Source organism: Pseudomonas sp. NFACC37-1, from assembly GCF_900101575.1.
GTDB classification, from domain to species: Bacteria; Pseudomonadota; Gammaproteobacteria; order Pseudomonadales; family Pseudomonadaceae; genus Aquipseudomonas; species Aquipseudomonas fluorescens_AA.
The window spans coordinates 30,279-50,680 of the sequence record NZ_FMUZ01000020.1; the positions used below are offsets into that span (position 1 = coordinate 30,279).

The 20,402-nt window shown below is 62.3% G+C and carries 16 protein-coding genes; 7 read left to right on the top strand and 9 right to left on the bottom strand.

What is annotated here, in order from left to right; genetic code table 11:
* Nucleotides 1–60 precede the first annotated feature (60 nt).
* Nucleotides 61–1,998, bottom strand: coding sequence for a bifunctional 5-dehydro-2-deoxygluconokinase/5-dehydro-2-deoxyphosphogluconate aldolase (gene iolC / locus BLP82_RS19570; protein WP_092171840.1), 1,938 nt, complete (start codon nt 1,996–1,998; stop codon nt 61–63).
* Between the two features lie 313 nt (nt 1,999–2,311).
* Between iolC and BLP82_RS19575 the strand changes: the two genes are divergently transcribed.
* On the top strand, nt 2,312–3,235 hold the full coding sequence (locus tag BLP82_RS19575) for a MurR/RpiR family transcriptional regulator (protein WP_003202885.1): 924 nt from the start codon (nt 2,312–2,314) through the stop codon (nt 3,233–3,235).
* A gap of 29 nt (nt 3,236–3,264) precedes the next feature.
* Nucleotides 3,265–3,876, top strand: a complete 612-nt coding sequence (locus BLP82_RS19580; protein ID WP_092171844.1) for a glutathione S-transferase — start codon at nt 3,265–3,267, stop codon at nt 3,874–3,876.
* A 177-nt stretch (nt 3,877–4,053) separates the two neighbouring features.
* Here the strand turns inward: BLP82_RS19580 and hcnC are convergent, their stop codons facing one another.
* From hcnC to hcnA, 3 genes are read right to left on the bottom strand one after another with little or no spacing between them, the layout of a single operon-like run.
* Complete coding sequence (hcnC, locus tag BLP82_RS19585) at nt 4,054–5,313, bottom strand: cyanide-forming glycine dehydrogenase subunit HcnC (RefSeq protein ID WP_092171848.1); 1,260 nt, start codon at nt 5,311–5,313, stop codon at nt 4,054–4,056.
* The gene (gene hcnB / locus BLP82_RS19590) at nt 5,306–6,715 is read right to left on the bottom strand and encodes a cyanide-forming glycine dehydrogenase subunit HcnB (RefSeq protein ID WP_092171853.1); all 1,410 of its coding nucleotides are present in this window, start codon (nt 6,713–6,715) and stop codon (nt 5,306–5,308) included. Before hcnB ends, hcnC begins: the two co-directional genes overlap by 8 nt.
* On the bottom strand, nt 6,712–7,035 hold the full coding sequence (gene hcnA, locus BLP82_RS19595) for a cyanide-forming glycine dehydrogenase subunit HcnA (protein ID WP_072404983.1): 324 nt from the start codon (nt 7,033–7,035) through the stop codon (nt 6,712–6,714). The genes hcnB and hcnA overlap by 4 nt, the downstream gene beginning before the upstream one ends.
* Before the next feature lie 276 nt (nt 7,036–7,311).
* Here hcnA and BLP82_RS19605 point away from each other — a divergent pair, with 276 nt between their 5' ends.
* Together BLP82_RS19605 and BLP82_RS19610 are read left to right on the top strand one after the other, a co-directional pair.
* Nucleotides 7,312–7,995, top strand: a complete 684-nt coding sequence (locus BLP82_RS19605; RefSeq protein ID WP_039592999.1) for a response regulator transcription factor — start codon at nt 7,312–7,314, stop codon at nt 7,993–7,995.
* On the top strand, nt 7,973–9,358 hold the full coding sequence (locus BLP82_RS19610; RefSeq protein ID WP_092171861.1) for a sensor histidine kinase: 1,386 nt from the start codon (nt 7,973–7,975) through the stop codon (nt 9,356–9,358). The genes BLP82_RS19605 and BLP82_RS19610 overlap by 23 nt, the downstream gene beginning before the upstream one ends.
* 172 nt (nt 9,359–9,530) lie before the next feature.
* Here the strand turns inward: BLP82_RS19610 and BLP82_RS19615 are convergent, their stop codons facing one another.
* The 4 genes from BLP82_RS19615 to BLP82_RS19630 form a co-directional block, all read right to left on the bottom strand.
* Nucleotides 9,531–9,779 carry a DUF1652 domain-containing protein gene (locus tag BLP82_RS19615; protein ID WP_092171864.1) on the bottom strand — a complete coding sequence of 83 codons (249 nt, stop codon included), beginning with the start codon at nt 9,777–9,779 and terminating at the stop codon, nt 9,531–9,533.
* A gap of 239 nt (nt 9,780–10,018) precedes the next feature.
* Nucleotides 10,019–11,503, bottom strand: a complete 1,485-nt coding sequence (locus tag BLP82_RS19620; RefSeq protein WP_092171868.1) for a PAS domain S-box protein — start codon at nt 11,501–11,503, stop codon at nt 10,019–10,021.
* Between the two features lie 213 nt (nt 11,504–11,716).
* Nucleotides 11,717–13,000 (bottom strand): Zn-dependent hydrolase, encoded by a 1,284-nt coding sequence (locus BLP82_RS19625; RefSeq protein WP_092171872.1) that lies wholly within the window; start codon nt 12,998–13,000, stop codon nt 11,717–11,719.
* Between the two features lie 150 nt (nt 13,001–13,150).
* Nucleotides 13,151–14,635: an NCS1 family nucleobase:cation symporter-1 gene (locus BLP82_RS19630; RefSeq protein ID WP_092171876.1), complete on the bottom strand. Its 1,485-nt coding sequence runs from the start codon at nt 14,633–14,635 to the stop codon at nt 13,151–13,153.
* A gap of 608 nt (nt 14,636–15,243) precedes the next feature.
* Between BLP82_RS19630 and hydA the strand changes: the two genes are divergently transcribed.
* The 3 genes from hydA (at nt 15,244) to preA (ending at nt 19,500) form a co-directional block, all read left to right on the top strand.
* Complete coding sequence (hydA, locus tag BLP82_RS19635; RefSeq protein WP_092171880.1) at nt 15,244–16,683, top strand: dihydropyrimidinase; 1,440 nt, start codon at nt 15,244–15,246, stop codon at nt 16,681–16,683.
* Between the two features lie 174 nt (nt 16,684–16,857).
* Complete coding sequence (locus tag BLP82_RS19645) at nt 16,858–18,225, top strand: NAD(P)-dependent oxidoreductase (RefSeq protein ID WP_092171887.1); 1,368 nt, start codon at nt 16,858–16,860, stop codon at nt 18,223–18,225.
* Nucleotides 18,226–19,500: an NAD-dependent dihydropyrimidine dehydrogenase subunit PreA gene (gene preA / locus BLP82_RS19650; protein WP_092171891.1), complete on the top strand. Its 1,275-nt coding sequence runs from the start codon at nt 18,226–18,228 to the stop codon at nt 19,498–19,500.
* A 145-nt stretch (nt 19,501–19,645) separates the two neighbouring features.
* Here preA and BLP82_RS19655 read toward each other — a convergent pair whose 3' ends face one another.
* Nucleotides 19,646–20,266, bottom strand: a complete 621-nt coding sequence (locus BLP82_RS19655) for a TetR/AcrR family transcriptional regulator (protein ID WP_060741719.1) — start codon at nt 20,264–20,266, stop codon at nt 19,646–19,648.
* Between the last annotated feature and the right edge of the window lie 136 nt (nt 20,267–20,402).

The window sequence follows — 20,402 nt, forward strand, 5'->3', positions numbered from 1 at the left end:
GGGGCCGCTTCGCAGCCCAACGGGGATAAATCCCCTCGCCACAAAGGCCTTGTAACGCCATCACGCCCGCGCAGCACGCCAGGCCTCGATCAGCTCCACAAACCGGCCCTGCACCTGTTGGATCAGCGTTTCATCATCGATTTCCCCGGCCAGCCAGGCCCGGCTCGGTTCCTGGAAGATCGTGCGGCCCACGGCAAAACCGCGGCAAGTGCTGCTCTGGCTGGCCTGGCGAAACCCTTCGGCCAACGCGGCGGCCGGGGCGTTGAGGCCCAGCAGCACCACGCCACGGCAATACGGGTCGCGCTGTTGGATCAGCTCATCGAGCTGCTGCCACTCATCCGCGCCCTGGGCTTCGATCTTCCACCACGCCGGAAAGATGCCCAGGTTGTAGAGGCGCTTGAGAGCGCGATAGAGCACATCCGGGTGCGGTGATGGATGATCCTTGGGCGGAATGACTTCCAGCAGCAATTCATGACCGCTGGCCTGGGAGGCCTTGTACAACCCCATCAATTGCGCCTCTTGCTCCAGGCGCAGCAGCGGTTCGTCGTCCGGGTGAAATTGCACCAGGCACTTGATGATCTGCTCCTGGGGCCAGGCGATCAGGTTGCTGCCAATGGAGCGCCCGTGTTCGAAAGCCAGTGGCCGCGAACCCTGCACTTCCACCGGCCGTGCCACCCACCAGCCGCGGCCAGTGGCAGCGTTCAGCGAATCCTGGCCAAAGCGCTGGTCGGCCAGCAGACCGACATCAGCCTCGATGCCCTGGTGCCGCAGGTCGGCTTCGACCCGCGCCACCGCCTGGATGAACAGTTGCTTGAGTTCGCCGATGCTGCTCAACGCGCGGCCGCCCTTCTGGGCCAGCTCCACCAGTTGTCCGCGATGGTCGAAGGCGAAGATGAACAGCTGTTTCCAGGTCTTGCGGGGCACGCTGACCTGATGCAGGCGTTGCAGCACGACATCCTGGTCCGGCCGGGTGATGGGCACCGGGCTGTCGAACAAATAGTCGAGTTCAGCCCGGGTCGGCATTGCCGGGGCGCAGGCATGGCGCGACACCACCAACCCACCGCAGGCATTGGCCAACTGGCAGCAGCGTTCATCGCTGGCATCCTCCAGCCAGCCGGCGAGAAATCCGGACATGAACGCATCGCCGGCGCCCAGTACATTCAAGACTTCGACCCGCACGCCAGGGTAAATGGCGCCGTCTTCGAGCCGGGCCGGAATGGCACCATGGATCACCGTGCAACCCTGGGGGCCTAGCTTGACCACCAAGGTCGCCGCCGTCAGCGAGCGTACGGTACGCAGCGCGGTCAGCAGATCTTCACTGCCGCCGGCGATGAGAAATTCTTCTTCGGTGCCGACGATCAGATCGAAACGCGGCAGGATGCTCTGCACGTGCTGGCTGACTTTCTGGTCGGCCACAAACCGCGTTTCCCCATCGGCCTTGCCCGCCAAGCCCCAAAGCACTGGCCGGTAATCGATGTCGAGGACTCGCTTGACCTGATGTTTTTGCGCATAGTCCAGCGCCTGGATACTGGCCTTGTAGACGCCGTCGGTGGAGAAATGCGTGCCGGTGATCAGCAACGCCTTGCTGGAAGCAATGAAGGTTTCGTCGATGTCTTCGGCGCGCAACGCCATGTCGGCGCAGTTTTCCCGGTAGAACACCAGGGGAAAGGTTTCCCGGTCCTTGATCCCCAGCAGGACCATGGCCGTCAGGCGTTCGGGATCGACCTTGATGCCACTGACATCGCAGCCTTCGCGGGCCAGGGACTCCACCAGGAAGCGGCCCATGTGGTCATCGCCTACCCGGCTCAACATCGCCGACCTGAGGCCCAGGCGCGCCGTGCCGAACGCGATGTTGGCCGAGGAACCGCCAAGGTATTTGGCGAAGCTCGAAACATCTTCCAGGCGCGCGCCGACTTGCTGCGCGTAGAGGTCGACGCCCAGGCGTCCCAGGCAAATCACATCCAATTGACGCCCACTGGCAAAACGAGTCTGGCCCATGCTGGCTCCTGTTATTTTTATCAGCCTGCGCTTGTCGCCGACACCGGCGCCAACGCTGTTGGTGAATGCAGACTAAAACGAGCAGCGCGCAACAATCAATAATTATTCTATAAATTTTTTATGTGGAATATTTTTTCCAACTCACCACAACCAAAGCGAACCAGACGCAGTGCATCGTTTCAGCATCTGCTGCAACATTTGTCCGCCCATGATTTTCCCTGCGCCTACGCTGTAGACTGCGAGCAGCCAACCTATTGTCGAGGGCCGGCCTTTTTTCGGGCCGCCCTATAAGAACAAGCCAGAAGGATTTTCTATGACCCGCCCCGATGATCTGCCGGCGCCGTCCGAGAGCGCGTCCGAACCCGCCCTCCCGAGCCCACCGATCAATGCCGAGCGCCTGCTGCAACTGATCACCGACGAATACGAAAGCCTGCCGCGTCAGCTCAAGCGCATCGCCAGCTACATGAGCCAGCAGAGCGACCGGATCATGGTCGACCGCATCAGTGACATCGCCCGGGAATGCGAAGTGCACCCCTCGGCCATCGTCAGGTTTTCCCAGCGCTTCGGCTTCAGCGGGTTCAGCGAAATGCAGGCGTTGTTCCGCGAGGCCTACACCCACAAGACCACGCCGGTGCAGAACTATCAGCAGCGCATCCGCAGCATGATCGCCAACAAGTCGCAGAAAGCCAGCGGCGGCGACCTGGCCCGTGAGTGCGTCAATGCGACCCTGTCGGGCATCGAGCGCCTGGGGTTGGAGCTGGACGACCAGGCGTTCGAAAAGGCCGTGGACCTGGTGGTCAATGCCGACAATATCTACGTGGTGGGCGTACGCCGCTCGTTCGCGGTCGCCGATTACCTGGTCTACAACCTGCAACACACCAACAAACGCATTCACCTGGTATCCGGCCTGGGGGGCAGCTACCGCGAGCAGATGCGCAGTGTGCGGGCCAACGACCTGGTCATCGCCATCAGCTTTACGCCCTACGGCAAGGAAACCCAGCACTGCCTGCGCATTGCCCAGCATCACCAAGCCAAGACCCTGATCATCACCGACAGCAACCTCTCGCCCCTGGCCAAGCGGGCCAACGCAGTGTTGCTGGTGAACGAAGGCAGTTCGTTCGCCTTTCGTTCGTTGAGCGCCACGTTGTGCCTGTGCCAGGCGTTGTTCATCGCCGTGGCTTACCGGCTGGAACTCAAGGTCGATGAGATCCATGAACAGGTCGGGTTCGAGGATTAACGCCCGCAAGATTTCCTGAAGGAGACGTCATGAAACTGATCGGCATGCTGGACTCGCCCTACGTGCGACGTGTCGCCATTTCCGCCAAGTGCCTGGGGGTTGCCCTGGAACACGAGTCCGTTTCGGTGTTCAGGCATTTCGAACGGTTCCAGCGCATCAACCCGGTGGTCAAGGCCCCGACCCTGGTGCTGGACGATGGCAACGTGCTGATGGATTCAACGTTGATCATCGACTACCTCGAGGCCTTGGCCGCGCCGGGAAAAAGCCTGATGCCGGTCGACAGTGGGCAACGGCTGCGCACACTGCGCCTGATCGGCCTGGCCCTGGCGGCGTGCGAGAAGTCGGTGCAGATCTACTACGAACGCAACCTGCGGCCGACAGAAATCCAACACGCCCCCTGGGTCGAACGTGTGGAAGGCCAACTGGCGGCGGCCTATGGCATGCTCGAACAGGAACTGGCGAAACAGCCACTGGCCACCGATGGCACACTCGATCAGGCGGGCATCACCTTGGCAGTGGCCTGGAGCTTCACCCACCTGGTGGTGTCGGACCAGGTGCAGGGCAAGTCATTCCCATCGATCAGCGCGTTCACCGCCTATGCCGAAGGGCTGGAGGCGTTTGTCAGCACCCCGATGGAATAAGCGCAGGGTTCCGATTCACCCTGGATCCCTGTGGGAGCGAGCTTGCTCGCGATAGCGGTGTACCAGTCAACATGGATACTGACTGACCTGACGCCATCGCGAGCAAGCTCGCTCCCACAGTTTGTTTTCGGTTGACTGCGGGATATGTATTGATCACAGACCCCACACAGGATTTGCTCAGGCCAGCTCCATTTCCTTTGGCTTTACCACCGGCGCCACCTCGAAGCGATCCGCCAGGAACGGCGTGATGTCCAGCGGCAAGGGCTCGTTGTTCACCAGTTTGTCCAGCAACACGCCGGTGATGGCCGAGGTCAGGATACCGGTGCGGAAATGCCCGCACGCGTTGAGATAGCCTTCCACCCCGCGCATCGGTCCCAGGATCGGTAGTTCATCGGGCGAGCCCGGGCGCAGGCCGGCCCAGGTTCGTTTCAGGTTGATGTCGACCAACTGCGGAATACAGCGCACCGCGCCTTGCACCAGCCCTTCGATCTCCGGATAAGTCGTGGTCACGTCGAAACCTTTGTCTTCAGTGGTGCTGCCGATGAGGATTTCACCGTTGTCTTTCTGCGCCACATAGCAGTCGCTGGTGGTCAGGCAGCCATTGAGGATTTTCGGCATGCGTTCGGTCAGCAGGATCTGGCCCTTGACCGGCTTGACCGGAATCCGCACGCCGGTGGCCTGCTCGCTCAGGTCCGCCGCCCAGGCGCCGGCCGCGTTGATCAGGGTCCGGCAGTGGAAAGTCCCCGCCTCGGCGGTTTGCACCCCGATCACCCGCGTGCCGCTGCGCAACACTTCGGTCACGTTGGTGTTGAAGAACAGGTCGACGCCGTTCTGCCGGGCGCCTTCGGTGTAGGCGTCGGCCAGGCGGAACGGGCTGAGCTGGTGATCGCAGAGAAACTCCAGGGCGCCCAGGGCCTCAGGGCTCACATTCGGCTCTGCCTCGCGCAAGGCCGCCTGGTCAAGCCAGCGTACCTGGTCTGCCAGGTGGGGAATGCAGGCGACGATGTGCTCGGCGTACAAACGGTCTTCGTCGTCGTAGATCACGAACTTGAGCCCGGTCTCCTCGAACTTGAAATCCATACCGTGGCGGTCGATCAATTCCCGGTGCAACTGCGGGTACATCGCATTGGACTGCAATGCGAACTCGAAGAACGACTGCGGCAGGATGTGCGGCGTGCTGGCATCCACCGCCACGGCGGCGCCCTGGGTCTGACGCTTGCGGTTGGCCGACATCATGCGAAAGAAGATCACCCCGCAACCCAGGCCCACCGACTCACCGATGGCCCACAGCCCACCCGCCGAGGCGCGGGTCGCGTTGCCGGGGCGCTTGGCATCGATCAGGGCGATCTTCAGATGCTTGCGCTTGGACAGTTGATAGGCACACGAGGCCCCGATCACACCGCCACCGGCGATGACCACATCGTAGTCCTTAATCATGGGAAACGGCCTCCGTGCCGGCGTTCTGGAACGCTGAAAAGGGAATCGGATCGATGGGGAAACGCGGCCGCAGCCAACCCACGTCGGCACGCCCGGTGGCTTCGCGCAAGCGGTCACTGCAGTAGCCGACGCACATCCGCCCCTGGCAATCGCCCATGCTCACGCGGGTGCGCATCTTCAGGCTGGCCATGTCTTGCACGCCTTGCTCCAGCGCCCGGTCGATGTCGGCGCGGGTGGCGTGCTCGCAGCGGCAGATCACCGTGTCGGCGGCAGGCAACGCGGTTTGCCCGGCACCACGCCGGGTGTAGCGATCCACGGCGGCGCGAAAGCGAATGATCCGCGCCAGTTGCGCCTGGTAACGCTCCCGGTGGGCCAGGGCCGTGGACGGATCCAGCACGTTGCGTTGCATGAGGATCGACAACGCCGCGATGCGCCCGCTGAGCATGGCCGCTTCACCGCCACGGATCCCGCCCATGTCGCCGGCCAGGTGAATGTGCGCTTCGCTGCTTTGTTGCCAGGCATCGGACACGGCCCGCAAATAGCCGTCCTCGCTGAAACCGTGCTCCAGGCCCATCTGCTGGCTCAATTGAGTCCGCGGGATAAACCCGTAGCCCACCGCCAGGGTCTGGGCCGGCACCTGTTCGGCGCGTTTGAGGTCCGGTTCCCAGGTCGCGGAATAAGGCGCGACGGTGACGTGGCTCAACTCACCCTCGCCATCAGCCTGCACCACGCCCCAGCCATAACGCACGGGAATGCGATTGAGCTTGAGGTAGGCCAGCATGCTCAGGCCGTCGAGGAACAACTGCGGCTTGTTCAGCAACGCCAGGCTTTCCTTGGCGATCCGGCCGAACCCACAGGCTTCGAAGACACCCGCCACCGCTACGCCCGAAGCGTGCAACTGGCAGGCCACCAGCGGCAGCAACGGCCCCGTGCCGGCGATCACCACCGGGCTCGGCGGCCGGACCACGCCGCTCTTGATCTGCAATTGCAGGCCCCCGAGCATCATCACCCCCGGTAGCGTCCAGCCAGGAAACGGCACGCTGCGTTCGTGACAACCGGCCGCCAGGACCAGATGGGAATAGGCGACCTCCCCCAGGCGCTCGTCGGCATCCAGCAGCATCAACGCCCGGAAGCCTTCGGCACCGATGACACGGTTGCCCAATCGCACATCGATCAACCCGGCATGGCGCTGGTATTCTCCGTGGAGTTTTTCCAGGGCTTCGCTGTAGCGCGGCCCCAGGTAATCCAGGCTGACGCCATCGCGCAGCGGCCCGCGGTACACGACGCCGCCGAGGCGCGGCGCCTCTTCGAGCAAGGTGCAACGCACCCCGTGGGTGGCCAGCTCGATGGCCGCAGCCATGCCCGCCGGCCCACCGCCGACAATCACCGGATCGAGGCTCATGGCGCCTCCGTTTCGGTCATGCGGTTGGCCCGGGTTTCGATCTGCATGCCAGGGCGCACCAGGGTCTGGCAGGCGCGGCGCTTGTGGCGGCCGTCGATCTTGACCAGGCAGCATTGGCACACGCCCATGCCGCAGTAGGCGCCGCTGATCTGGTCGTGGTCGTTGCGGGCGACCTGGCGTTGCCCCAGGGACTGGATGACGGTGAGGACGGTTTCCCCGTGGGCGGCGTTGACGGCTTGCCCGTCCAGGCGCACCGTCATATCGGCGCGGGTCAACGGCTGGATATCGAATGTTCGACGTAGAACGTCTTGAGGTTGCATCATGCTGCTCTTCCTTGAAGGTTCAGTGAAGTTTCGGCTCCTTGCGGCACACATCCACCGGTTCGCGTCGGTACCCGGCAACGGCGCACCGAAGCGGGGCAACAGACGCAACATGATAGTGCGCGCGAAATTCATGTTAGGGATAATTTGTGACCAAGTGTTGATCCAGGCCAGCGAATCGGCGTGCCGGTCCATGAACTTTTTTTCAGAAAGCCGACAGGTAATTTTTGGCAGAATGCTGTGCAATCGCTCCAACTTCCCTACACGGTACCGCCCATGAACCGCATCCTGACCATCGAAGACGACGCCGTGACCGCCCGTGAAATCGTTGCCGAGCTGACCCGCAACGGCCTGGACGTCGATTGGGTCGACAACGGCCGCGAAGGCCTGGAACGGGCGGTCAGCGGCGACTACGACTTGATCACGCTGGACCGCATGCTGCCTGAGCTCGACGGCCTGGTGATCGTCACCACGCTGCGCACCATGGGCGTGGCCACACCGATCCTGATGATCAGCGCCCTGTCCGATGTGGATGAACGCGTGCGCGGCCTGCGGGCCGGCGGCGACGATTACCTGACCAAGCCGTTCGCCACCGACGAAATGGCCGCCCGGGTCGAAGTGCTGCTGCGGCGCAACAATGGCGCCCGCGAGCCGGAAACCGTACTGCGGGTAGCCGACCTGGAGCTGAACCTGATCAGCCGCGAAGCCAGCCGCAACGGGCAACTGCTGAGCCTGTTGCCCACCGAATACAAGTTGCTGGAATTCCTGATGCGCAACAGTGGGCAAATCCTCTCGCGCATGATGATTTTCGAGGAAGTCTGGGGCTATCACTTCGACCCCGGCACCAACCTGATCGACGTCCACATTGGCCGCCTGCGCAAGAAAATCGACCCGCCGGGCCTGGAACCGCTGATTCGCACGGTACGGGGTTCCGGCTATGTCATTGCTGAACCCCGCTAAGGGCTGGCGCTCCTCCAGCAGCCGCCTGCTGGCGCTGTACAGCTCGCTGTTCGTGATCTGGAGCGCGATCCTGATGGGGGTGATGTATTACGAAGTGTTTGGCTACCTCGACAGCCTGGCCAAACACTCCCTGATGCAGCGCCAGCACCTGTTCGCCCGGATCCACGGCGACCAACTGGAAGATGCGCTCATGGCCAGCCTGACGCTGGACGAGCGCGGTGTCGACGCCTACGGGCTGTTCGATGCGCAACTGCGCCATTTGAGCGGGCCGATCCTGCGCGTGCCTGCCGACCTGCCCCTTGACGGCAGGATCCACATGCTTGGCGGCTGCGTCGATTCCGATGATCCGGGCGTGCCTTCCGATAGCTGCGACGCGGTGGCGACCCGGACCCAGGACGGCCGCTGGCTGATCCTGGCGCGGGACAACGGCTCGCTGTTCGCGGTCACACGGATCATCTTGCACGCGCTGTTCTGGGGCGTATCGCTGACCATCCTGCCGGGCATCGCTGGCTGGCACCTGCTGCGCCGCCGACCGCTACGACGGATTCGCCAGTTGCAGGCCAGCGCCGAAGCCATCGTCGCCGGCGACCTGACCCATCGCCTGCCGCTGTCGAGCCGGCGCGATGAGCTGGACATGCTGGCGGCGATCGTCAATGCCATGCTCGAACGCATCGAACGCCTGATGAATGAGGTCAAGGGCGTGTGCGACAACATCGCCCACGACCTGCGCACCCCGCTGACGCGCCTGCGTGCCCAGCTTTATCGCATCCAGCAGCAAGCGCCGGACGGCTCCCCCGAGGCCTTGCAGATGGACCAGGTAATCGCCGAGACCGACACCCTGATGGCGCGGTTTCGTGGTTTGTTGCGGATTTCCGAACTGGAAGACCAGCAACGGCGCTCGGGCTTCGTACGCCTCGATCCGTTGCAGTTATTGCAGGAGCTGCATGATTTTTACCTGCCCCTGGCCGAGGAAGGCGAACTGACCTTCATCCTGGAGGCGCCCGACGCCCTGCCCCTGCTCAACGGCGACCGGGCCTTGCTGTTCGAGGCGGTGTCGAACCTGCTGAGCAACTCCATCAAGTTCACCCCGCCAGGGGGCACCGTGATCCTGCGTGGGGTCGACCAAGGCGACAGCACCCGCATCGAAGTGCTCGACTCCGGCCCGGGCATTCCCGAGGCGGAGCGCAAGGCGGTGTTCCGCCGTTTCTACCGCGCAGAGGGCAGCAGCCAGCACGGCGGATTCGGCCTGGGCCTGTCCATCGTCGCAGCGATTGTCAATCTGCACGGTTTTACGTTGGAGGTGGGCAGCAGCGAACACGGTGGCGCGCGGCTGGTGCTCGATTGCCGGGGGGCGTTGTTGTAGGGAAACCACATCCCCTCAGCCTTATAGGAGCTGTGTAGGAGCTGTGTAGGAGCTGTCGAGTGCAACGAGGCTGCGATCTTGTTCCAGACAATTGAGTCGAGAGCGAAAGATCAAGATCAAAAGATCGCAGGCTTCGCCAGCTCCTACGGAGGGTGGGGTGCCTGATGTTTATCTATAGAGGTTCACTGCGATGCAGCGGAGTGTTTTCAAGCTCATAACGCAACTCCTCGATCAGCTTCGCCAGGCTTTCTTCCGAACGGACGCTGTCGACACTCATGCCGCTCACCACCAAGTCCACCTCACCGCTTTCACGGTGATACAGGCGCACGGTGAGGGTGCCGTCGCCATTGAGGCTGCATTCGCAGGCCAGCGGCGTAAAGCTTTCTTCGAGGCGGGCACGCAAGGGGGCCAAATGGGTCATGGGATGCACCTCAGCCCTGAGCGAAATAATGAACGGTGGACAGCGCCGGCCTCCTGGTCCGAATAGATATCCTGTCGCGCTCGTATCGGGTTCGTTCACTGCACATCGTGGCATATTCCTTGAGTGTTTCGCGGGGACGCGACATCACAAACGATGCCGCACCCCCATAGCCTAAGGAACCGTTCCCCGGTTCAAAACCCGAATTTGCACCAGTGTGCCCGGTACATTTGCACTGGCTATCATGGTGCCTTCATTCGCCATTCGCCGGCGAACAGACCCCGCTCTCGCGCCCAGACAATCGCCTCGCTGCGGCTGTGGACATCCAGTTTCGAATACAGTGTCGCCACGTGATTGCGCACGGTGTTGGGCGCCAGCTTCAGCCTCGCGGCGATTTCCTTGTCTGCCAGCCCCTCGCAGATCAGCCCCAGCACGTCCCGTTCCCGGGCCGTCAGTTCGGTGAATGACACGCTCGGCACCTGGGCGTTGATGCTCTTCACGTTGGCCAGTTTTTCAATCAGGGTCCGACTGAACCAGGACGCGTCTTTCATCACCTCCTCGATGGCCGCCACCAGCTCCAGCTCCGAGCGCTTGCGTTCGGTGATGTTCATCAGCACCAGCAGGTAACAGGGCTTGTCCTGGATAAGCACCGTGTCGGCAGCGACCTCACAATCGATGAGCTCACCGCCTTTCTTATGCACCTTGACGTCGATACTGGAGACCGCGGCAGCCTTTTCCAGCCGGGCAAACAGCGCGGCGCCGGCGTCCTTGTCGAGAAAACCGATCTCCTCCACGGTTTTACCCAGTAACTCTTCGCTGGCGTAACCGGTGGTCTGGAGAAACGCTTCGTTGATTTCCAGCAATTGTTGTTCGGCGCTGCACACCAGGGTGGGCACGGGCGACAGGCGGAACGACTTGGCAAAACGCTCCTCGCTCTGGCGCAGCGCCGTTTCCGCCTTGCGACGCGGCTCCATGTCCATGAAGGAAAACAGCATGCAGTCTTCGTCATGCAGGTCCAGGGGCTGGCCGGCGACGACCACCTGCTTGGTGGTGCCATCGGGCAATTTCAACTCGGCCTGCATCTGCGGAATCGTCGCGCCCTGCCCCAGGCGCTCGACGGCCAGGTCGCGCTTTTCGGCGGCTTCGAGCACATCCAGTTCATACACCGAACGCCCGATCACCTGCTCGCGGCTGTAGCCGGTCATCTCCAGGAACCCCGGATTGACCTTGATGTAGCGCAGGTCGCTGAGACGACAGATCACCGCCGGCGCCGGGTTGGCCCCAAAGGTTTTCTCGAAGCGCTGCTCGGCGCTGGCCCATTCGGTGGCATCACTGAGGATCAACACAAGCAGCTCCGGCTCGCCGTTGCGGTCGGCCAGGACCATGCTTCGGATCCGATGCACCCAGGTGCGATCCGGGTCGGCCTTGGGCGTGACCTCCACCAACACATCGCTGAACTCATCGCCACGGGCAACCCGGGCGATGGGGTAGCTGTCCTCTGTCAGCGGATGGTTGTTGCGGTAACGCAAGTTGAATCGTTGGGCGTATTGCCGGGCCGTGGTGCCCAGCTCAGAGAGGTCCTGGACCCCGTGCATGGTCAAGGCCGCGGCGTTGGCCCAGGCAATGGTCTGGTCAACCTCGATCAACATCACCCCGTCGGACAATCCGGCAATGATCTGCAGCAATTGACGACGGTTGGTATCAGTGGTCGGGACTTGCTGATTCATTGGGTCTCCATGTGATTCAGGCGCGCATGGAAGTTACGACCATCCCCATTGATGACACGTTCCCCATAGCAGCGACGTAGGAGCTGTCGAGTGCAACGAGGCTGCGATCTTTCCATTACCAATTGAGTCGAGAGCGAAAGATCAAGATCAAGATCAAGAGATCGCAGGCTTCGCCAGCTCCTACATAAACGTTCAGCTGCGATCTTCTACCCTTCACGCCGCCATGCGCCCCTCGGCAATCGCCTGGGAGGCCGCCAGCATCGCTCGCAGCAACACCGCGCAACCGGCGGCGAGATCGTCGGGGGCGGCGTTTTCGATTTCGTTGTGGCTGATGCCGCCTTCGCAGGGTACGAAGATCATCCCGGCCGGGCCCAGTTCGGCGAGGAAGATCGCGTCATGGCCGGCACCGCTGACGATGTCCAGGTGAGACAGGCCCAGCCCCTGGGCGGCCCCGCGTACGGCATCGACGCAGCCCTGGTCGAAATACAGCGGCGGGAAGTCGGCGGTGGGTTTCAAATCGAAGGTCAGGCCGTGCTGCCGGCAGGTGTCTTCGATCACTTGCTTGACCTCGGCGATCATCGAGTCCAGGCGCGCCGGTTCCAGATGACGGAAATCCAGGGTCATGCGCACCTCGCCGGGAATCACGTTGCGCGAGCCCGGATAGGCCTGCAGGCAACCGACCGTACCGCAGGCGTGGGGCTGATGACCGAGGGCGGCGCGGTTGACGGCGCCGACGATGATCGACGCGCCCACCAGGGCGTCCTTGCGCAGGTGCATCGGGGTCGGACCGGCGTGAGCCTCGACGCCTCGCAAGGTCAGGTCGAACCACTTCTGCCCCAGGGCGCCCATCACCACCCCGATGGTCTTGCCCTCGTCCTCGAGGATCGGTCCCTGTTCGATGTGCGCCTCGAAATACGCCCCCACCGGATGCCCACTGACCGGGCGCGGGCCGGCATAGCCAATGGCATTGAGCGCCTGGCCCACGCTGATGCCCTCGGCGTCGGTCTTGGCGAGGGTTTCTTCGAGGGTGAATTTCTCGGCGAACACCCCGGAGCCCATCATGCAGGGGGCGAAGCGCGAGCCTTCTTCGTTGGTCCAGACCACCACCTCCAACGGCGCTTCGGTCTCGATGTTCAGGTCATTGAGGGTGCGCAGCACCTCCAGCCCGGACAGTACGCCAAAGCAGCCGTCGAACTTGCCGCCGGTGGGTTGGGTGTCGATGTGGCTGCCGGTCATGACCGGTGGCAGGTTCGGATTGCGCCCCGGGCGCCGGGCGAAGATATTGCCCACCCCATCGATGCTGACGGTACAGCCAGCGGCTTCGGTCCATTGCACGAACAGATCCCGGGCCTGGCGGTCGAGGTCGGTCAGGGCCAGCCGGCACACACCGCCCTTGACCGTGGCACCGAGCTGGGCCAGGTCCATGAGCGATTGCCACAGGCGGTCGCGGTTGATGTGCGGGTGGGTGGATTGCAGGACGTCGATGGCTGCGTTCATGGGGATCTCCTTCAGGCCGTTATCTCATTTCAACGCGGTCCAGTGTGGGAGCGGGCTTACTCGCGAATGCGGTGGGTCAGTCAACATCAATGCTGGCTGATACACCGCATTCGCGAGCAAGCCCGCTCCCACAGGAACCGCATTCATCTGTTATTGCAGAGGTGACTTGGCGACAGCCGGGCTAGCCCCCTGCATGCTGCACAACCCGTAATAAATCACCCCACCCAGCGCCGAGCCGGTGAACCAGCCGTAGCTGTAGAACCAGCTGAACGCGTCGCTGCCCAGGGACAACAAGGTCAGCACCACCGGCACGCCAAAGGCGATGAAGCCGTTCCAGTTCCACGCCGGGTAAATGTCGTCGCGGTACAACCCGGCCAGGTCCAGTTGCTGTTTCTTGATCAGGAAATAATCCACCACCATGATCCCGGCAATCGGCCCCAACAGGCTTGAATAACCCAGCAGCCAATTGGAATAGACCGACTCGAGGCTGACCTCGGAGACGATCAGGCCGAGTTTCTTCAACAGTTCGTGGGCCATCAGTGCCAACCCCACCAGCCCGGTGAGCATCACGGCCTTGGTGCGGCCGATCAGTTTCGGCGCCAGGTTCTGGAAGTCATTGGTGGGCGAAACGATGTTGGCGGCGGTGTTGGTCGACAGCGTGGCGACGATGATCAGCACCATGGCCAGCGCCACCCACACCGGGCTCTGGATGTGCCCGATCAGGGTCACCGGGTCGGAGACGGTCACCCCCACCAGTTTTTCCGAGGCGGCGGTCATGACCACGCCGAGGGAGGCGAACAGGAACATGGTCAACGGCAGGCCGATGATCTGCCCCACGACTTGGTCTTTCTGGCTCTTGGCATACCGGCTGAAGTCCGGAATGTTCAACGACAGGGTGGCCCAGAAACCGACCATGGCCGTCAGCCCGGCGAGGAAATAGCCGGTCACCCCGGCACCTTCGGGCCGCTTGGCCGGGACCGCCATCAGTTCAGTCAATGAAACGTTGGGCAATGCCCACACCAACAGACCGACGCCCACCAGCACCAGCAGCGGCGCAGACAAGGTTTCCAGCCATTTGATCGACTCGGCGCCGCGCAACACCACCCACAGGTTGATGACCCAGAACACCATGAAGCCGATCACTTCGCCGGTGCCCCCCAGGCTCTTCCAGCCGTCGAACACCGAGCCAAGAAAGAGGTGGATCGCCAGCCCGCCGAACATCGTCTGGATACCGAACCAGCCGCACGCCACCAGGGCACGGATCAGGCACGGTACGTTGGAACCGATGACACCAAAGGACGAGCGCAACAGCACCGGAAACGGAATGCCGTACTTGGTCCCGGCGAAGGCGTTCAGGGTCAGGGGGATCAGCACGATGATGTTGGCAAACAGAATCGCCAGCAGCGCCTCGCCCACCGTCAGGCCGAAATAGGCGGTGAGCACGCCGCCGAGGGTGTAGGTCGGCACGCAGATCGCCATGCCCACCCACAGTGCGGTGATGTGCCATTTGTTCCAGGTTCGCTCGTGCACCTTGGTCGGCGCGATGTCGTGGTTATAACGGGGGCTGTCGAGGACGTCGCTGCCGGCTTCAAGCTCGAACAATCCGTCGCGCTCGGTCACTGTTGATCTGGTCATGTCCGCTCCACTGTTTTCATTATTTTTGCTCATCGACGGGCGATGGCCGGAGTACTTGCACGCGTGCTACCGACCACCCCGCCAGACCCACGACGGCACTCAATAACCGTGCCGGATAATGCGCCGAGCTGACCGGATGATCGATATAACCCTTTCAACCTTTTGATGTTTAACGTTTTAAAGCCACGTTATTGCCTTGTTTCACTCCCTGCATATCGCCCTTTAGGCTAGATGACCTTCACGCCCTGTCGAGAGGAAGATTCAAAGTGGTGCACCCCGGATCGACGCGAGGTGTCTAGGCCGCACTTGCAACGCTTTCAAGCCGCTGATTTACCATGACAAATCTCGCTCAAATAATAATCCTGTCAAGTGCGTCAAAATGGTGAGCAGGCTCACCATTTTGGTGAACTTATAATTTAATCTTTAAATTTCAATAAGTTATTTAACGCATAAGCTTATAAAAAATAATCTTGCTCATTTCACAAACTCCAGCTAGCGTCTAATCCTGACAGTTGTGACAAGAATATAAACCGGCACGACTTTACCTACCGTGATCGATAAAACATAAAGAACCGGCAACAGTCGGTCATGCCTGCGAGGAACTCGGAATGTCTCTGTTGATCCGTGGCGCCACCGTTATTACCCATGATGAAAGTTATCGCGCCGATGTGTTTTGCGCCGACGGCGTGATCAAGGCCATTGGTGACAACCTGGATGTTCCGGGCGCTGTCGAAGTGCTCGATGGCAGCGGTCAATACCTGATGCCCGGCGGCATCGACCCCCATACGCATATGCAGTTGCCGTTCATGGGCACGGTCGCCAGTGAAGACTTCTTCAGCGGCACGGCGGCGGGTCTCGCCGGCGGCACCACCTCGATCATCGACTTCGTGATTCCCAACCCCCAGCAGTCGCTGATGGAAGCCTTTCATCAATGGCGGGGCTGGGCCGAGAAAAGCGCCAGTGACTACGGTTTCCACGTGGCGATCACCTGGTGGAGCGAACAGGTCCGCGAAGAAATGGCCGAGCTGGTCAGCTATCACGGGGTGAACAGCTTCAAGCATTTCATGGCCTACAAGAATGCAATCATGGCCGCCGACGACACCTTGGTGGCGAGCTTCGAGCGCTGCCTGGAATTGGGCGCGGTGCCCACCGTGCACGCCGAGAATGGCGAACTGGTCTATCACCTGCAACGCAAGCTGCTGGCCCAGGGCATCACCGGCCCCGAAGCCCATCCGTTGTCACGCCCTTCGCAAGTGGAAGGCGAAGCCGCGAGCCGCGCCATCCGCATCGCCGAAACCCTGGGCACGCCGCTGTACCTGGTGCACGTGTCCACCAAGGAAGCCCTGGACGAAATCACCTACGCCCGCAGCAAGGGCCAACCGGTCTACGGTGAAGTACTGGCCGGGCATCTGCTGCTGGACGACAGTGTCTATCGCGATCCCGACTGGCAGACCGCCGCCGGCTACGTGATGAGCCCGCCCTTCCGCCCACGCGGGCATCAAGAGGCACTCTGGCACGGCTTGCAGTCCGGCAACCTGCACACCACTGCCACCGACCACTGCTGCTTCTGCGCCGAACAGAAGGCCGCCGGGCGTGACGACTTCAGCAAGATCCCCAACGGCACCGCCGGTATCGAAGACCGCATGGCGGTGCTCTGGGACGAGGGGGTCAACAGCGGCAAATTGTCGATGCAGGACTTCGTCGCCCTCACCTCCACCAACACCGCGAAAATCTTCAACCTCTACCCACGCAAGGGGGCGATCCGCGTCGGCGCCGATGCGGACCTGGTGCTCTGGGATCCCCAGGGCAGCCGCACGATCTCAGCCAAGACCCATCACCAGCAAGTGGACTTCAACATCTTCGAAGGCAAGACCGTGCGCGGCGTGCCCAGCCACACCATCAGCCAGGGTCGGCTGGTGTGGGCCGACGGCGACCTGCGGGCCGAGCGCGGCGCCGGGCGCTACATCGAACGACCGGCGTACCCGGCGGTGTTCGATTTGCTGAGCAAGCGGGCGGAGTTGAATAAGCCAACCGCCGTGAAACGCTGAAATTGATCGTTCCCACGCTCTGCGTGGGAACGCAGCCCGGGACGCTCTGCGTCCCAAAGCGGAACGCGGAGCGTCCCCAGAGGCATTCCCACGCGGAGCGTGGGAACGATCAAGTCCCCCAAAAAAACCACTGCCCACCAGAGGCAGCACCTCAAACACCGTGAGGCCCACTCCATGATCCAGCCCTTGAGTCACCTCCCCCATTCCCAGGAAGACCCGGCCACCCTCGCCGCCCGTTTCAGCGACCTGGCGCCGCCGCTCAACGCGCGCCAGGCCCACCTGGAAGCGTCCCGTTGCCTGTACTGCTACGACGCGCCCTGCGTGAACGCCTGCCCGAGCGAGATCGACATTCCTTCGTTCATTCGCAACATCCACCAGGACAACGTCCAAGGCGCGGCGCAGAAAATCCTCTCGGCCAACATCCTCGGCGGCAGTTGCGCCCGGGTCTGCCCCACGGAGGTCCTGTGCCAGCAAGCCTGCGTGCGCAACAACGCCCATGAGTGCGCGCCGGTGTTGATCGGCTCGCTGCAACGCTACGCGGTGGACAACGCCCACTTCAGCGAACATCCGTTCAAGCGTGCCGCCACCACCGGCAAGCGCATCGCCGTGGTCGGGGCCGGGCCGGCGGGGTTGGCGTGTGCGCACCGCAGCGCGATGCATGGCCATGACGTGGTGATTTTCGAAGCCCGGGACAAGGCCGGCGGCCTCAACGAATACGGGATCGCCAAGTACAAACTGGTGGACGATTACGCCCAACGCGAGCTGGATTTCCTGCTGGACATCGGCGGCATCGAAATCCGTCACGGCCAGAAACTCGGCGAGAACCTGAGCCTGAGCGACCTGCACCAGCAGTTCGACGCAGTGTTCCTCGGCCTCGGCCTGGCCGCCAGCAAACAACTGGGCCTGAGCGACGAACAGGCCCCGGGGCTGCTGGCCGCCACCGAATACATCCGCGAACTGCGCCAGGCCGACGACCTCAGCCAGTTGCCGCTGGCCGACCGTTGCATCGTGCTCGGTGCCGGCAACACCGCCATCGACATGGCCGTGCAGATGGCTCGCCTCGGCGCCCGGGACGTCAACCTGGTCTACCGTCGTGGCCTTGAGGACATGGGGGCCACCTTGCATGAGCAAGACATCGCCAAGGCCAATCAGGTGCGTCTGCTGACCTGGGCCCAACCGCAACAGGTGTTGCTCGATGACGCCGGGCATGTGCGCGGCATGCGCTTTTCCCGGACCCATCTGGAAAACGGTCGACTGGTCATCGGTGCCGAGACCTTCGACCTGGCCGCCGACGCCGTTTTCAAAGCCATCGGCCAAGCCTTCGATGACAACGCACTGGTGGACCCACTGGCCCGGGAGCTCAAGTGCCAGGACGGGCGAATCCTGGTGGACGAACACCTGCGCACCAGCATTCCCGGTGTCTATGCCGGCGGCGATTGCACCAGCCTGGACCAGGACCTCACCGTGCAGGCCGTGCAGCACGGCAAGCTCGCCGCCGAGGCGATCAACGCTCAACTGATGCTTAACGTGGAGGCTGCGTAAATGGCCGATCTGTCGATTGTCTTCGCCGGCATCAAAGCCCCCAACCCGTTCTGGCTGGCCTCCGCGCCACCCACCGACAAGGCCTACAACGTCGTCCGCGCCTTCGAGGCCGGCTGGGGTGGCGTGGTCTGGAAAACCCTCGGTGAGGATCCAGCGGCGGTGAATGTGTCCTCGCGTTATTCGGCCCACTACGGTGCCAATCGCGAGGTCTTGGGCATCAACAACATCGAGCTGATCACCGACCGTTCCCTGGAGATCAACCTGCGGGAAATCACCCAGGTGAAAAAGGACTGGCCGGACCGGGCGTTGATCGTGTCGCTGATGGTGCCCTGCGTCGAAGAATCCTGGAAACGCATCCTGCCCCTGGTGGAAGCCACCGGCGCCGACGGCATCGAGCTTAACTTCGGCTGCCCCCACGGCATGCCGGAACGGGGCATGGGCGCGGCGGTCGGCCAGGTGCCGGAATACGTCGAGCAAGTGACCCGCTGGTGCAAGACCTATTGCTCGCTGCCGGTGATCGTCAAGCTCACGCCGAACATCACCGACATCCGCGTCGCCGCCCGGGCGGCCCATCGGGGCGGTGCGGACGCGGTGTCGTTGATCAACACCATCAACTCCATCACCAGCGTCGACCTGGACCGCATGGTCGCCCTGCCCAGCGTCGGCAGCCAGAGCACCCATGGCGGTTACTGCGGTTCGGCGGTCAAGCCCATCGCCCTGAACATGGTCGCCGAAATCGCCCGCGACCCGCAGACCCAAGGCTTGCCGATCTGCGGCATCGGCGGCATCGGCAGTTGGCGCGACGCGGCGGAATTCATCGCCCTGGGCAGCGGCGCGGTGCAGGTCTGCACGGCGGCGATGCTGCATGGTTTTCGCATCGTCGACGAGATGAAGGACGGCTTGTCGCGGTGGATGGACGAGCACGGCCACGCCAACCTCCAGGCGTTCTCCGGTCGCGCGGTGGGCAACACCACTGACTGGAAGTACCTGGACATCAACTACCAGGTCATCGCCAAGATCGACCAGGAGGCCTGCATCGGATGCGGTCGCTGCCACATCGCCTGCGAAGACACCTCACACCAGGCCATCGCCAGCCTCAAGCAGGCGGACGGTACGCGTAAATATGAAGTGATCGATGAAGAGTGCGTGGGTTGCAACCTGTGCCAGATCACCTGCCCGGTGCAGGACTGCATCGAGATGGTGACGGTGGACACCGGCAAGCCGTTCCTGGATTGGAACCATGATCCGCGCAATCCCTATCATGTCGCGGTTTGAAATTTGAGGTGTCAGGGCTGGCCTCTTCGCGAGCAAGCCCGCTCCCACAAATGGATCGCTGTCGTTCACAGATAGTGTGTTCACTACAGACCCAATGTGGGAGCGGGCTTGCCCGCGAAGGGGCCATCAGCCTCACCAAAAATTCTCAAGGCTCCAACCCGATCCCCCGCAAAATCACCCCGGTCACCGTCTGCACCGCCCGTTCGAATTGCATGTCCGACAGCGGCTGGTGGTCGTTGAGAATATTGATCTGGTGGTCGAAGTCGGCGTAGTGCTGGGTCGAGGCCCAGATCATGTAGAGCAGGCTGGAGGGCTCCACCGGGAGGATGCGTTTGTCCTCCACCCACTGGCGGATTTTCGCTTCCTTCATCTTGGCCCAGTCATAGAGACTGGCGTCCAGTGCCTGGCCCAGGGTCGGGGCACCGTGGATGATCTCGTTGGCCCAGACCTTGGAGCCGTAGGGCCGGCTGCGGGAGTGGTTCATCTTGGCGCGGATGTAGCTGCTGAGCACCACCCGCGGGTCGTCGAACATTTCGAAGCACAAGGCATCCTGTTTCCACACCTCCAGCAGATCGAACAGCACGGCGCTGTACAGTTCACTCTTGGTGCTGAAGTAGTAATGCAGGTTGGAACGAGGCAATTGCACTTCGGCGGCGATGTCGGCCATGGCGGTGCTGCCGAAGCCTTTCTCGGCAAAGACCTTCTCGGCGGCCAACAGGATTTTCTCGACGTTACTGCGACGAATCTCGATCTTGTGATTGCCCATGAGGGCTCCCTGGCAACAGCGTTGCTCAAGACTAGCATTCACCCACTTTTGAAAACACTGGGGATCCCTGCGGGAGCGAGCCTGCTCGCGATAGCGTCATCAGCCTCACCTGAATTATCTAATGCCCTCCCTATCC

Bases quoted from the DNA above. Each gene is read 5' to 3' on its own strand.
- iolC (WP_092171840.1), bottom strand. From the start codon at position 1,998: ATGGGCCAGACTCGTTTTGCCAGTGGGCGTCAATTGGATGTGATTTGC.
- BLP82_RS19575 (WP_003202885.1), top strand. From the start codon at position 2,312: ATGACCCGCCCCGATGATCTGCCGGCGCCGTCCGAGAGCGCGTCCGAA.
- BLP82_RS19580 (WP_092171844.1), top strand. From the start codon at position 3,265: ATGAAACTGATCGGCATGCTGGACTCGCCCTACGTGCGACGTGTCGCC.
- hcnC (WP_092171848.1), bottom strand. From the start codon at position 5,313: ATGATTAAGGACTACGATGTGGTCATCGCCGGTGGCGGTGTGATCGGG.
- hcnB (WP_092171853.1), bottom strand. From the start codon at position 6,715: ATGAGCCTCGATCCGGTGATTGTCGGCGGTGGGCCGGCGGGCATGGCT.
- hcnA (WP_072404983.1), bottom strand. From the start codon at position 7,035: ATGCAACCTCAAGACGTTCTACGTCGAACATTCGATATCCAGCCGTTG.
- BLP82_RS19605 (WP_039592999.1), top strand. From the start codon at position 7,312: ATGAACCGCATCCTGACCATCGAAGACGACGCCGTGACCGCCCGTGAA.
- BLP82_RS19610 (WP_092171861.1), top strand. From the start codon at position 7,973: ATGTCATTGCTGAACCCCGCTAAGGGCTGGCGCTCCTCCAGCAGCCGC.
- BLP82_RS19615 (WP_092171864.1), bottom strand. From the start codon at position 9,779: ATGACCCATTTGGCCCCCTTGCGTGCCCGCCTCGAAGAAAGCTTTACG.
- BLP82_RS19620 (WP_092171868.1), bottom strand. From the start codon at position 11,503: ATGAATCAGCAAGTCCCGACCACTGATACCAACCGTCGTCAATTGCTG.
- BLP82_RS19625 (WP_092171872.1), bottom strand. From the start codon at position 13,000: ATGAACGCAGCCATCGACGTCCTGCAATCCACCCACCCGCACATCAAC.
- BLP82_RS19630 (WP_092171876.1), bottom strand. From the start codon at position 14,635: ATGACCAGATCAACAGTGACCGAGCGCGACGGATTGTTCGAGCTTGAA.
- hydA (WP_092171880.1), top strand. From the start codon at position 15,244: ATGTCTCTGTTGATCCGTGGCGCCACCGTTATTACCCATGATGAAAGT.
- BLP82_RS19645 (WP_092171887.1), top strand. From the start codon at position 16,858: ATGATCCAGCCCTTGAGTCACCTCCCCCATTCCCAGGAAGACCCGGCC.
- preA (WP_092171891.1), top strand. From the start codon at position 18,226: ATGGCCGATCTGTCGATTGTCTTCGCCGGCATCAAAGCCCCCAACCCG.
- BLP82_RS19655 (WP_060741719.1), bottom strand. From the start codon at position 20,266: ATGGGCAATCACAAGATCGAGATTCGTCGCAGTAACGTCGAGAAAATC.